At 36.3% G+C, this 14092-nt stretch carries 9 protein-coding genes; 5 read left to right on the top strand and 4 right to left on the bottom strand.

Annotated features, from left to right (window positions below; translation table 11 throughout):
* The 5 genes from tssK to tssM are packed head-to-tail and all read left to right on the top strand — an operon-like array spanning position 1 to position 7984.
* Positions 1-1347 (top strand): type VI secretion system baseplate subunit TssK, encoded by a 1347-nt coding sequence (tssK, locus tag RDV53_RS01100; protein WP_005696608.1) that lies wholly within the window; start codon positions 1-3, stop codon positions 1345-1347.
* The gene (gene icmH, locus RDV53_RS01095; protein ID WP_005696607.1) at positions 1347-2192 is read left to right on the top strand and encodes a type IVB secretion system protein IcmH/DotU; all 846 of its coding nucleotides are present in this window, start codon (positions 1347-1349) and stop codon (positions 2190-2192) included. Before tssK ends, icmH begins: the two co-directional genes overlap by 1 nt.
* Before the next feature lie 17 nt (positions 2193-2209).
* On the top strand, positions 2210-2845 hold the full coding sequence (locus RDV53_RS01090; protein ID WP_005700051.1) for a type VI secretion system-associated protein TagO: 636 nt from the start codon (positions 2210-2212) through the stop codon (positions 2843-2845).
* Positions 2835-4301 carry a type VI secretion system protein TssA gene (gene tssA, locus RDV53_RS01085; protein WP_005696605.1) on the top strand — a complete coding sequence of 489 codons (1467 nt, stop codon included), beginning with the start codon at positions 2835-2837 and terminating at the stop codon, positions 4299-4301. Before RDV53_RS01090 ends, tssA begins: the two co-directional genes overlap by 11 nt.
* Positions 4298-7984, top strand: coding sequence for a type VI secretion system membrane subunit TssM (gene tssM / locus RDV53_RS01080; protein WP_005696603.1), 3687 nt, complete (start codon positions 4298-4300; stop codon positions 7982-7984). The genes tssA and tssM overlap by 4 nt, the downstream gene beginning before the upstream one ends.
* Positions 7985-8077: 93 nt before the next feature.
* Here the strand turns inward: tssM and RDV53_RS01075 are convergent, their stop codons facing one another.
* The 4 genes from RDV53_RS01075 to RDV53_RS01060 form a co-directional block, all read right to left on the bottom strand.
* Positions 8078-8593, bottom strand: a complete 516-nt coding sequence (locus RDV53_RS01075) for an Hcp family type VI secretion system effector (protein WP_005696601.1) — start codon at positions 8591-8593, stop codon at positions 8078-8080.
* A 242-nt stretch (positions 8594-8835) separates the two neighbouring features.
* Positions 8836-9906, bottom strand: a complete 1071-nt coding sequence (locus RDV53_RS01070) for a hypothetical protein (RefSeq protein WP_005696600.1) — start codon at positions 9904-9906, stop codon at positions 8836-8838.
* Between the two features lie 117 nt (positions 9907-10023).
* A complete protein-coding gene (locus RDV53_RS01065) occupies positions 10024-11007 on the bottom strand; it encodes an HMG-box domain-containing protein (RefSeq protein ID WP_005696599.1) in 984 nt (327 codons plus the stop codon).
* 7 nt (positions 11008-11014) lie between these two features.
* Positions 11015-14083: a toxin VasX gene (locus RDV53_RS01060; protein ID WP_005696597.1), complete on the bottom strand. Its 3069-nt coding sequence runs from the start codon at positions 14081-14083 to the stop codon at positions 11015-11017.
* Positions 14084-14092 lie beyond the last annotated feature (9 nt).

Raw genomic sequence — 14092 nt, 5'->3', positions numbered from 1 at the left:
ATGTCTTTATCGAATCGTGTTTTGTGGAAAGAAGGGCTATTCATTAGGCCTCAACATTTTCAGCAAGAAAGCCGTTTTTTAACATCGCAACTGAAGCAAGTTATTGATATCTCGGCTTATAATCTAGGTTTTGAGAAAATTGCTTTTGATCAACAGCAGCTTTCTTTTGGAAAGTTTGGCATTACTGAATGCAAAGGTGTGATGCCCGATGGAACACTTTTCGATTTACCTTTAACAGATAGTTTACCTTCTCCAATTGGTGTAACTAGCAACCTCGTCGGTGAAACAATTTATCTTTGTCTGCCGATTGTTACAAATGGAGAGGGTGAAATTAAATATTCGCCAAGTCATTCAGATTCAATGGATTTCCGAAGCGAGATTGTTTTTACTGAAGTGAAAGACTCTCATAGTGAAAGTGGAAATTATACTCAGCTTGAGTTGTTGAAAAATCAATATTTCCTAAAATCTTCATTAGATGATTTGAGTAATTATGTTTCTTTACCTATTGCAAAGATTAAGGATATTACATTAGATCATCAAGTTATATTAGATGAAGCATTTTATCCTATGTCATTGCATATTAATGCAATGCCGGCCTTCATGAAGAAATTAGCAGAGTTGTCTGATTTAATTTCGTTACGTACACAAAATATTGTGAGTAGAATAGGGCGTCCAGAACAATCTGGTGTAGCTGATGTTAATGATTTCCTTATGCTTTTAAGCCTTAATAGAGTTTCACCATTAATAAAAAGCATTGTGAAATTAGGTAAAGTACATCCTTTATCTGTTTATGAATTACTTGCTTCATTACGTAGCGAGCTGACTACTTTTGTTTTGAAAGAACGATTTTCAGAAACTTTTTATGATTATCTTCATGAAAATCCAGCGACTTCTTTAGAGCCCTTATTTAATGATATTAAGTCCTATTTAAGTATCGTGACAAATACAAAAGTTGTACCATTACCAGTTGTTGCTCGTCAATATGGAATTTATACGGCTCAGGTTAATGATGCATCACTTTATTCTACAGCTGAATTTATCATTGCTGTAAAAGCACATTTACAACCAGAATTATTAAAGAATCAGTTTATTCAACAAACTAAGATATCAAGTATCGAGCAAATCAATCAACTTGTTCATTTACAATTGCCTGGTGTTCCTGTGAGTGCTCTACCTGTAGCTCCTCGGTATTTGCCTTACCATTCTGGTTTTATGTATTTCCAATTAGATAAAACATCGCCATATTGGGAGAATTTGCTGACTTCATCTGGATTTGGTTTCCATATTACAGGAAATTATCCAGGGTTAGAGATTGAGTTTTGGGCTATTCGTGGAGATTTATCATAATGAATAATAGAGAGTTGTTGAATACATATAATTCATCAATTGATATGCCTTCAGATAGAGTTTTTATTACAAATAATGTGCCGATCATTAATGAAAAAACTGATCTTCTTTATGAGCAAGTTGGAAATGTTGATTTTGATATTGATTATGACTTTCAATTACAAACGCACTCTTACAATGCCTTAGTTGAATTAGCAAACCCGCTATTAGCAACAGCTCTTAGACTAAGAAAATTATCATCCATAGATGATATCGGAAGTTTATACACCAGAATGCAAAATGAAATCATGGCATTGAGTGAAAAAGTAAAAGAATTGAACTATGACAGTGCATTCCAGCTTTCATTCCGATATTGTGTGTGTACATTTATTGATGAAATGGTGATGGCAACTCCTTGGGGGAGCTCTTCAGTTTGGGGCCAGCGTTCTTTACTTGCTCATTTTCATAATGAAACATGGGGAGGAGAAAAGTTTTACTCTATCTTATCAAGAACGATGCTTGAACCTGAAAAATATCATGAGTTGTTAGAATTTATGTACATTTGTTTGGCTCTTGGCTTTAAAGGGCAGTATGCCCTTAGTCCACATGGGCAAGAAAATATTCAAAATATTTTAATAAAATTACAAAAAACACTGAGACCATTACGTGGGTATAATTATCAGAGAAACCAGCAAATGCATCTTTACAAAAGTGATTATACGGTAAAGAAACCATTATCATTAAATCGTGTTGCATGGGGAACATTACTTGTTTTTGTATTAATTTATTTCTTATATAGTATGCTTTTGGATTCATATTCGACTGAGATCATTAATAATGTAAATGACATTATTAATAATATGTAGTAATGAGGGATTTTGTTATGGCACCACGTTTTTCTTTTGTATGTAAAGCGATGTTTGCTTTTTTCTTATCTATGTATTCTGTGAATACTTTATCTGAAGAACGATTGGATAAAGCAGAGCAATGCGTATCGATTAAATCCAATATTAATCGTCTTGCATGTTTCGATAGAGTATTTAATACACCAGTTAGAGAGCAAATGATAGATGAACGTGCGGTCAGTAATCTTGTTCCTAAATTGGTTGGTGATATTTTTACATTAGCGAAAGTTGATGGACGGGATGCTTGGGCTGAAAATAATTTAGAACTCGCTTTATTAAGTAATGACGGCAATGCTTCGATATACGTTGCTTGTAAAGACAATATCACAAGATTCCAAATTGCATTGGATAAACCCGTTAAACATAATTTACTGAATGTTCATATTGCTAATAACGATACAAATCATACTGTCTCTAAAATTGATTGGCAGAGTGCAGAACGAGGCTATTTGTTAGATGCTGGGCGAGGACTCTATGCAATACAACAATTAAAATCAATCTTATATATTGATACGTTTTCAGTTTCTCTTCCGCAAGAAGATCGTCAGTTTATTTTCAAAAATAACGGACTAGCATCTCAAGTTGCGCCAATAAGAAAAGAATGTGGTTGGTAAAATGAAGTATCAGAGCATTTTAGATGATATTGCTGGAGAATATTTTCCCGTCGGTACACCTGATGAAGAGGGTATCGTTTTTTCTGCGCTTGATGAGCAAGTCATGAAGTTTGGTTCTTTGCAGCATGATACGATTGATTGGGAGGGGATTATTTCACATTCTCATCAGTATTTGTCTGAGTCTTGTAAAGATTATAAGGTTTTACAATATCTAGGTTATGCCTTACTTTATAAAGGATTTAAGTCTAATCTTGTTGACTTTCTATCATTGTTCTCAGAATTCAATAAGAAGTTTCTTTTTAATGCTTACCCTAAGCCTTCAACCGATAATACAATTAATCGTTTTAAAGGAAAGTTCATTACACTTATTTTTGAACGTCTTGAAAATGCAGCATCAATTAATACAGATGTAAGATTTACGGTAGTAGAAAATGAGCAGATAGACAAATTTATAGAGGTGCTTTCGCTTCAATTAAGTGAAAAACTTCCTGGTGTTGAGTCTGCTTTAGCTCGATTACGACATTTCGTAAAAGAGCGGTCAGATTTTGTTGAGAATTCTCAGACAAAAGAAGAGAATAAAGTCGCACCAGACCAAATGGCTACAGATGCACCAATCACTGCTAGCCAAGTTTCTGCTGAGAAAGTTTCTTTAAATATTCCTGACGTAAATAAATTTGAACTGACAAATGCTCGTCAATTAAAACAATTTTACTTTCAAGTTGCAGATACCACTTGTGAATTACAGCCTTCATCGATATTGGGTTACGTAAGCCGTCGATTTGGACTATGGCATAGTATTACCCAATTACCAGAGATGAATAGCCAAGGTATTACAGCCATGCAATCCGTTCCACTTGATAAAGTAAGTGATTATCGGGAGCAGGTTGTTTCGTCACCAAGTGTGGAGTTATTAAATCGTATTGAAAAAACATTAACAACGAGCCCATACTGGATTGAAGGGAGTTATTTATCTGCAAAATGTTGTCAAGCTTTAAAATTTAAAGAGGTAGCAGAAACGATAAGAAGTGTAACCGAACAATTTGTTAATAAGTTTCCTACATTTCATTTAGCAAAATTTCAAAATGGAGAACCTTTTTTGAGCGATGTCGTTTCTGATTGGCTTTCCGATAATAATAGTGTGAATGTAAGCTCTCAAGCTTCAGTACAAAATTCATTAGAGAATGACCTTGATGAGCTTTATTTGGTTGAAGGTTTTGTATCTGTTCTGAAAGAAATTGATGAACAGTTAAAATCAGTGATTGATGTTAGAACAAAACATTATTTACAATTTGAAAAAATACGTTTTTTCTTAAAAGAGGATATGTTATCGATCGCTCTTAATGAGCTGTCTGAACTAATTAATCACTGCAAAAAATACACGGTTGAAGAGTGGGATAGTACTTTTTTTACTCAAATAGAACAATTAAAAGATAAATTAATAAAGGATAATGAATGAATTATTTGAACCAATTATTAGGAATTTTTCGCCAGTTTACGCGTCCTATTTTTTCGCATCTTAGAAATTCACTCCCAGTATTACTTACATTAGGTCTAATCCTTATTTTTGTCGGAATTTGGACCTATGGTACATCTTGGAGTTTTACTGGCCTTTCAAATGAAAATGGTTGGGATTATGACTTAGCGAAACAAGTTGGAATGGGGAGTCGAATTATTGCCACTGTTGTTGTTTTGCTCACTTTAGCCATTATTGCTATTTTGAAACTTCAACTCAAGAATGCTCGCTTAAATAAAGAAAAAAATGATTTAGAGAAAGAACAAGAGGAAAAAGACATTATCCTCCCTTATATTAAGGATCAAGATGACAGCCTTGAACTGATGTCTGAAGCACTTAAAAATCATTTATCTAATAAAGATTACATTTATCAACTTCCATGGTATATGGTTCTTGGTTCAGATGAAGCTGGCAAAACAAGCTTTATTAACCGCTCTAACCAGAAATTTACTCTCACAGCCGTAGAAAGAACGTCTAAACGTTATATGCGCGAGAATTCTTTATATCAAATTGACTGGTGGGCAAGTGATGATGCGATTTTGCTTGATCCTGAAGGTGGAATGATTCAGCAGTTAGGTACGGAACGTGATCCAGAGGGTAAAATTGCAAAAGGATTATGGTCACATTTACTTGATTGGATTAATGATGTTCGCCCACAAAGACCAATTAATGGCATTATTTTAGTTGTTGATCTTCCAAAGTTAATTGCATCAAATCACAGTGATAGACAAGCATTAGCCGTTATATTACGTAACCGAATCCGTGAAGTTACCGAACAATTTGGTGCACGAGTTCCCGTCTATGTTGTTTTAAATAAAGCTGATCTTATTGAAGGTTTTGAAACATTCTACAGTGATTTGAAACAAGCTGAACGTCATAAAAATTTAGGTTTTTCTTTCACATTAAATACAGATGAACAAATCGATAATTGGACAAAAGAATTATCGGATAGCTATACTGCTTTTGTTAAAGAGATCGAAGAAATTATTTTTGATAAATTAGCTGGAACAATTTCGCAAGAAGAACGAGAATCGCTTTATATGTATGCTCGCCAATTAAGTGGTATGCAGAATATCTTGCTTCAATTTATCAGCGATATACTAGAGAGCGATCGTTTCACAACCACACCTTATGTTCGTGGTGTGTATTTTTCTTCTATCTTCCAAGAAGGCATACCGATGGATTTTTATCAAGCGGCCATTTCTAAGCAGTTTGATTTACCTCATGTTGTGCCGAGCTATTTGCCTGAACGTTCTCAAAGAACATATTTTACGCATAATTTCTTTCAAAATATTATTTATCCTGAAGCTGGACTCGTTAGCGATAACGAAAAAGAAATTCGACGCAGTAAACGTAAATTTATTTTAGGCGCTATTGCGATGGCTGTTTGTGGTATTTGTGTTTTAGCGACATGGCAAAATTACTTCTATCAAAATAAAACAACATCAGTAAAAATTCTAAAATTGACTGAAGAATTCCGTCAAATGAACATCAGTCAATCCATGGATCCGACAGGACGTAATTTATTAAAACCATTGAATATATTACGTCAGGCTACATATGGTTATGGAAACTATGAAAAGGCCTTACCTATAATTAAAGATTTTGGGTTATACCAAGGTAAAAAAGTAGGTGGAAAAGTAAGTGAAGCGTATAAAAAATTCCTTGGGGAGCGTTTTTTACCTGAAATTGCGATGGGACTGATTGAGCAAATGGATGCTTTACCTGAAGATAGCAATGAAGGACTTGAGTTATTACGTGTTTATCGAATGATCGATGACATGGCAAATAGAAAGGTTAAAATTCCAGAGCAGTGGATGACGAAATATTTGCAAAAAAATTATCCTAAGAATCCAGATATTCAGCGTCAGCTTATGGCTCATTTTAGCTATGCAATGGAACATGTAGATCCAGATCTCAGTATGTTTGATAAAAAAATTGCAGATAAACAGCAGGAATACAGTAAATTACCATTGGCAGACCGTGTTTACCAAAACTTTAAAATTCTGGCAAATACAGAACTGCAGCCAGCCACTGATTTGAAGGCTGAAATTGGACAAACTTTTACCACTATATTTAAAACCGATTTTACAACTGAAGATCCTAAAACATTTTTTAGAGATAAAAATATTAGTTGGTATGGTACATTAATTAGTCCACTATTTACCGATTGGGCATATAAAGATTTTTATGATCCTAAAGCTCAAGATTTATTGCAGCTTGCTGCAATAGATGCTTGGGTACTTGGTAAGCAGCAAACGACAAATTATTCAAAAGAAGAGCTAGCTAATTTATCTGAAGAAATCCGAGAACGTTACATCGCGGATTACATTCAGACATGGCAAGATGCATTAAATAATTTAGAAATTATTCATTTTGTTGATTTGCGTCATGCGGTAGATGTATTAGATGCTTTAACCAGTAATGAAAAACCATTACAAAAAATGATTAATTTAATTGATAAGAACAGTGATATTTATCCAAGTTTATCGGGAATTAATGCTGAAAACCGTAATGAAAATACAAATGTAGCAACAGCAAATCAAATGGCATCATTGCAAATTGCACAACACTTTGCCCCTTTAGTTAATGAGGTAAAAGCAGCGTCAGATGCAGGACAGCCACATATGGATACGGTAATGAAAAAATTGTCTGAGTTAAAATTCTATATGCAGACAATTCAGAAATCACCGGAACCATCTCAAACTGCATTGAAAGCAATTATGGCAGAGCTTAATTTAGAACGAACAAATCCAACTGTTGATTTAAAACGTTTAGCGAATGAAATGGCTGAACCACTTTCAACTCAATTAAACAAAGTAGCAGATGAGGCTTGGACACTCGAACTAAAAACAGCATTAAGTGAAATTAATACACTATGGAATCGTAATGTATATGGTTTCTATAAGAGTAGAATCGCAAATCGTTACCCATTAAATCGTAAGGCGAGCGAAAATATCTCATTGGATGATTTCCGTGAGTTCTTTGGACCAAACGGGCGTGTACAGCGTTTTTACAATGATTATTTAAAATTCTTCCTAGAAGACAATGCGGAACTTTCTGTAGTTAACGGCGAAAGTGTGATTTCCTCATCATTCTTAGCTGCGCTTCAGGATTTACAAAATATTCAACGAAATTATTTTGATGCTTCAGGTAATGTTAATATTTCTTTCAGCTTAAAACCGCTAGGGCTCTCTGGGAAATTTACGGCATCTACATTTAATATTGATGGTCAGTTACTGAAATATAGCCATGAGGTACCGTCTGCAAGTCGCTTAATTTGGCCGAATACGACACGACAAGATGTTGAAACAAGTTTAACGCTTGTTACATCAACTGGAGATACATCAACTCTTCGTCGAACAGGTGAATGGTCATTATTCCGAGTGTTAGATCAAGCGGCGAAGAAGGTAAATGGACAATCTGTAGATCTCTCATTTAAATTAAATGGTGGAGCGATCAATTATAGATTAACGGTAGAAAATGGCACAAATCCGTTCTTTGGTGGCGTGTTAAGCAACTTTAGATTACCATCAAAATTACTTGATCCAGAAAAAGAAGGTAAAAGCTCTTTAGAACCAATGGAAATTTATGAAGAAGAAGTGAAATTTCCAGAAAATAATTAATTTAAGTACAAGGGAAATATAATATTTCCCTTTCTTATAGAAAATAAAAAGCTAAATAGAAATCTATTTAGCTTTTTCATTAAGTAGATACAATTAAACTTGTGGTCTACGCCAGTCATCAGAACCTGATGTGCCAGCAATAGTGTGATCCCAGTTAATTTTACGGTAGCTCATACTTACTTCTAATAATTGAGTGTATGGTGCGTTGCTTGGATCTTGCGCATTTGGCATTACTAAGTTCATATCAACGATTACTGCGTCTTCTAATACAGTAGAGAAGAACTCTTCTTGGCGACCATCAATAGAGGTACGGAACCAAGTTACTTGAACTTTTGGTAACATTTCACCGGAAGCTAATGCGTTATACATCAAAGGCACTGCTTTGTTTAAAGAGCAAGTAAATTTGAATGCTTTGTGAACGCGTTGACCAGATGGTTGACCAGATTGTGGATCAGTTGGAACAGTAACGATATGGCTAATCGCTTGTGCCATGATCTCATCTTCATGACCTTCAACATAAACATTACCGACTGAATCTTCGGTAAATGCACCTGCTGTAATTTTTCCTTGATTACTACCTTCAATGGAAATAAATGCTGGTGTAGGCATAAAATTCTCCTAATGACTTTAAAGATGAATATATTTATTGTCTTTACAGACAAGCGTAACTATATCAAATTATGAACGATTTAACATTAAATTTTAGATAAAATAAGTAATTTTTTAAATGGTTAGAATATTTAAGCTTAAAGATATTTAAGGGATAAAATAATCTCTACTTCAAGTAATATCGCTTTTCTAAGCGTTTTAAGAACGTTGAAAATTTTACCGCATTTTTCAATCTAACTTGTTTATTTATCTTGCAACGCTGGGGATTTTTCAGTCTCTTCCCAGTCATCATTGACTTCGTTAATTAAGCCTTCTGAGGCAAGTTGTTCATTAAGTTCTTGTTGTTCTTTGACGGCTTTGGCATAACGTTGCATCTGTTGTTTGTAAGAAAGCGAATTCCAAAACGCTTTGTGTTCTGCGATAGCTCGGTCGATTTTCCTCCTGCTGGAAATCGGAAAACGAATAAAGCTGAAGCTGTTACAAAAAGCAATACCGGGACGAAGCCATGGCGTGCGATAAAATCTACCGATATGTTTTAAAAACTCAGGGTTTTCTTGAGTAAAAAACTCTCGCATGGCTTTAATCAGGTGCATATTATGCAGAGGATTTGGCAAAGGATAACAACCTAAAAGTTCAGCCTCGGTGTATTTTCCTTCCACCACAAGCCCCGTCATCAACAACGAAAACTGTTTGCGGCTACCGAACATGTAAAAGCTGAAGCGGTTATATTTCATGCCCATCAACGGATCGCCTTTATCCGGCACTGGAATGACAAAAATTTTATGAAATGCCTGCATATAAATCACCCGCTCTTTACGGTTAAGACGAATAGAGCGGTGGCGTGGGTAGAAAAAGAGTATAAATACTAAAAATAATGGGATTAGCTCAAAGTAAAAAACGTGTCTTTTCCAAAAATCTTCTGTTACGTAGGGTTTTCTAAATTCTTCGTAGGGTTCAGGTGGGTATTTTTCAGGATAACGCTGGAAATAAGTTGGGTCGTCATCATGAAGAACATACAGGTTATATATTGGTTTGATCTGTTCGTCAGGATTTAATGCCCACAGATAATCATATTTAATTCCTTCATATATACTAGATAAAGGAACTTGTTTATGTTGGAGATCTAAAAATGCAATCACAGAGAAAATGCCAATAATTAGAGTTCTGAAGAAACCACGTAAATAGCCATCAAAAGTTGAGTTTTTGATTTCAATTTCATCTTCATTGACTTTGCGAATAGAAAAGCCAAGATCATGATAAATTTTATTTCGATTCATCATTTCCTTATTATTTCTGAATCTGATTTTTTGCATTTAGTATATCTTACAGGAAGCCTTCTATTCTAATGTTCATAAAAAAAAGTGCGGTCATTTTTAGGAGCGTTTTTTTAAAACACCTAAAATTTCCACCGCACTTTTGTCTTTAACGACTTATTTTGCCTGATTGTCCAACCCTTCCGCCGAGTGTTCTTCGTTAATCAGCTTTTGTTCTTCGGCGATGGATTTAAACCATTTTTGTTTTTGGTTGTTGGTTTTCTTGTTCCAGTCGGCCATTGCGCTTTCAATGGCTTTATCCGCTTTAGCGCGGTTAAACGGCACAGGAAGGGCAAAAGCGTTGCAAAACGGGATGGTGGCAATGTAATGCCATACGCTAAAACGGGGTTTGATGTGTTTTAAAAATTCAGGGTTATCTTCTGTGAGATAAGCCCGAATGGCGTTTAAAATATCAATGCTTTGCTTGGAAGTCACTGACGGATATACGCCTAAATAATGACGGGAGGGAAGCATATTCTTCTCTTCCCGAATGGCCATCACAAAAGAGTATAAACTTTCTCCGCCCAAAGGGTGCGGGCCATAACAGGAATAGACTACACCGCCTAGCGGGTCACCTTCTTTCGGCACAAAGGCGACGCGGTAGGTGCCGTTTAAAATCGGCGCATAAATAATCCGTTTTTTACGGTTGATCCTGATTCCACGCGGGCGCGGTAGACAGAATAAAAATAGCAGGAATGCCATCCAAATTGGGTGGAAAAAAAAGCGAATCCTGTTCCATTTGTGCTTTTCAATGTAGTAATCCATATATTCTTCATATGTTTCTATTTTTTCATTTGGATAATTATTTTTCGTTTCTGGTTTAGTAACCCATTTATAATAATCTTCATATAACGGTTTTACTTTTTCTTCTGGATAAATAGTCCAAATAATATCTTCTTTTATTGCAGCGATTTCATAGGAAAAAGGCGGCTGTTTATATTTGGCATTTTGATACCAACTCATGCAAAAAATACCAATAAATAAGAGCCGAATAAATCCTCGAGTATAACCGTCAAAAAAAGAATTACGAATCTCAATTTCGTCTTCTCCGCATTGACGGATGGAATATTTTAAGGTTTTGTATGCTTTATTTTGATTCATATTGCACTCACTTCATTGGAATGGTGGTTAAGTCGGAACTGATTTTGCCGTCGGAGCCTTGGTAATCGGCAAGATACACTTTCAGGCGAATATTTTTTACCGAACGCGGATCAATTGTCTCCATTTGGGCTTTTTCTTTACGGGTGCCGGTAATCGCCCAAGAGATGCCTTTCCAAGGGGTTGGGAAATAGATTACCGCTTTTCCATTTTCAACAAATTCGATGCGTTCCGGCTGTTGGGTGGAGAGATAAGAGACATAAGTAGTTGTTACTGTAATTCGGCTATCCACTCGAATAGATTGTGCCATAGCGTTGTTATTGATTGAGGGGTGCTCAACTAATATGGCATTCGGTGTATTATCGTATTGTGAGAGTTTTATGGTTTCTTTAAAAGCAAAATAACGTTGTAGTTCAATTTCATAATAATGAAATATTTTTGTTGATTCCTGAGATAAAGTTACTTCTTGGGGTGTTTCAATATACTGAAATTTACTTTCATCAAATTGTGCACGAAATGACTTTTTACGTTCAAATTCCCACTCATACCCCCTAATTGGATTGCCCCAATAATTAGGGTTTCCCCCCCAAAAACTATTCTCCATCCAGCTGTCCATATCCTCTTTCGATAAAAGCCCCATAATCGTGCCAAGCACTACTGCCGCCAAGCCAACCCATAACACAACAGGCACGACGGCAGCGGCACCGGTCACCGCAAGGGCGTTTTCTGCCAACAAGCCCAGCACTCCATATGAAGCACCTGCAGCCAGCCCGCCAAAACCGCGCAACATGGCGCCATATTGCCCTAACGCATCATTTTTATAACGCGCTTCATACCAGTTGCCATATTCCACCAGTGAATTTAAGAAAACCAATGCCGAATTCACACTGATGAGTCGGCTTGCAATTTGTCTGATAGTGGACATTTGCGAAAGGGATTGGATTTTAAAATTCATCAATTTGAGATTTTGCCGGTGGGGTTTGCCCCCCGAATTAACGAGGTTGGCTTTCACCGTGTTTTTGCTTTCATCCACTTTCGCCTTAAATTTATCTAAAATCGGTGTGGATTTTGCGCCGCCCAAGGCGAGTGCGGCAGCCAAGAACGGGTCATTAGCCAACTGTCCTTCTGCGGTTCGGTATTTTTGGGTATTAAAAAAGCCGATAATCACCTCTAACATTTGCAATTTCACTAACCCGCTTCCCACATGAAAATGGGCATATTCCGATGGTACAGAATGAGAGGTTTTTACAGCATTGAGAATTTCCCCTTTCATGCTGTTAGGCGACGCCACAAATTTATCTGTGTGAGAATACCGCCCGGTGACAGGATTGACTTCATATACCCGCTTCCAATTTACAAAGTGAGCGCCTTGCCCTACTTTTTTAACATTATTTGGATTCGCTAATGCGCTGTGTTTACTGATGAGTACCTCCACAACCAAATCATAAGAGGCAATAGCGAAATCACTGCTTTTTGCCAATGTTGTCACCATTTCCAAGGATTTATTCAGCGACTTAACGAGGTTTTGTAGCATTTGAATCGATTCGTTACTTACTTGGAACCCAGCAGGCTCATAGGTCACTCCCATTTCGTTGCCCAAGGCTGCGGTTGACGCATTAAAACCATAAGACGAAATATCCAATCCCCAAAGTAGTCCGTGTGCATATAAATAAAAGGCATTTGCCGCATAAACAGCAGAAGTGTCTTTTTTATTCAGAAGAGAAGTTAATATTTCAAATCGAGCGTGATTTGCATCAATTAATTTAATATGGGCTTCTACAACAGATTTAAAATGCTCACCGTACAATCCCGGAAGATTAGCCATTTTATGAATGGCATTTTCGCCCGGAATATCTTCTAAATTGAGTTCTTGTTTTAACGATGAAAATATATCGTTGTGGCTATCTTTTGCCAAATGAATTGATGATACTTTAGTATATTCTTTATAGGATTGTGCTAAGGTAAGTACCTGTGGGACGGGTGCTTGCATCGGCTTTTTATGGAATTGCTCCCACTCTTTGGCAAAGCCAGTATACCAAGGGTTTTTATTATCAATGACACCCTTAACTGCGCCATGTATATCTTTTTGTTGATTAAAATTGTACAAGATTTTCTCTTGTGCATGGGAATGAATAAAACTTGCCGTTCTAATGGCGTATTCATATTTAGTTAATATTTTTTCCCGTTGTTCGTCTAAATAGCCGTGATAGCACGCCAGATCACGGATTGTGCCGATAGGATCTTCCAGTGCAATAATAACACCGTTACCGTAGGTAATTCGCTCAGAAACATCCTGCCAATTTTTTAATCTGCCGATTGGCGTATAGCGATAGCTATTGGAAACTTGATTTTCCATGGCGAGATCTTTCAACGAAAAATCTGCGACTACATCGGTTAATTGTTGAAGGTCGGTTGCAGCTCCCGATGGTGCCTGAAGATTAATTTCTCTCATCCACGATGCTCTACTATCCGGTGATTTTTCAATTTCTTTTAGCAAGCTATAAGGCAACTCAAAATCGGAATACATGATATGGATGTTTGATATTGCCGAATTCAATGAGATATATTCCGATAAAATAAATGTACTTTTTTCGCCTTGTACTGTAACTGCCGCTAGTTCTACTTGTTCCTCGGTAATAATCTCGTTTTTATCTTCATCAAAATCATTTTGTGAGACGTCCTCTGGTGTAAATACTTTTTTAGTTTCATTTATCAGATCATAAAAATAAGCTTTATATTTTTGCGAGAATCCTTGATTAATCTCATTATTACGATAATCATAAATATACCAAGCCTGCCCATTTTCCGCTTCACCAGTGATGGAAAAACAATCAGACTCCGCATTCACTGCCAAGATATAAATATAGCCATCACGCAAACGGCGCAGATCATAATCATCACTGCCTGTTGGTATGTCTTTTGGCAGAACGGGAGCCGTTCCTTCTGTTCTGATTTTTTCAAATGCCTTATCGGTCAATGTTAATCTTGCCGGGTAAAGTCGAATGTCTTTTTGGCAAGGGGCGACAATACTACCCGCCTGGTCGGCGCCTGGTTTTTTAAGTTCTTTTTGCTCTGCCATAATGTGGTC

It is taken from the genome of Haemophilus parainfluenzae ATCC 33392 (assembly GCF_031191205.1).
In the GTDB taxonomy this organism is placed as follows: domain Bacteria; phylum Pseudomonadota; class Gammaproteobacteria; order Enterobacterales; family Pasteurellaceae; genus Haemophilus_D; species Haemophilus_D parainfluenzae.
The sequence above is the reverse complement of the archived record's forward strand: the minus strand, read 5'-3'. Positions and strand labels throughout refer to the sequence as shown.

Excerpts from the sequence above, each read along its gene's own strand:
- tssK (WP_005696608.1), top strand. The coding sequence starts at position 1 with ATGTCTTTATCGAATCGTGTTTTGTGGAAAGAAGGGCTATTCATTAGG.
- icmH (WP_005696607.1), top strand. The coding sequence starts at position 1,347 with ATGAATAATAGAGAGTTGTTGAATACATATAATTCATCAATTGATATG.
- RDV53_RS01090 (WP_005700051.1), top strand. The coding sequence starts at position 2,210 with ATGGCACCACGTTTTTCTTTTGTATGTAAAGCGATGTTTGCTTTTTTC.
- tssM (WP_005696603.1), top strand. The coding sequence starts at position 4,298 with ATGAATTATTTGAACCAATTATTAGGAATTTTTCGCCAGTTTACGCGT.
- RDV53_RS01075 (WP_005696601.1), bottom strand. The coding sequence starts at position 8,593 with ATGCCTACACCAGCATTTATTTCCATTGAAGGTAGTAATCAAGGAAAA.
- RDV53_RS01070 (WP_005696600.1), bottom strand. The coding sequence starts at position 9,906 with ATGCAAAAAATCAGATTCAGAAATAATAAGGAAATGATGAATCGAAAT.
- RDV53_RS01065 (WP_005696599.1), bottom strand. The coding sequence starts at position 11,007 with ATGAATCAAAATAAAGCATACAAAACCTTAAAATATTCCATCCGTCAA.
- RDV53_RS01060 (WP_005696597.1), bottom strand. The coding sequence starts at position 14,083 with ATGGCAGAGCAAAAAGAACTTAAAAAACCAGGCGCCGACCAGGCGGGT.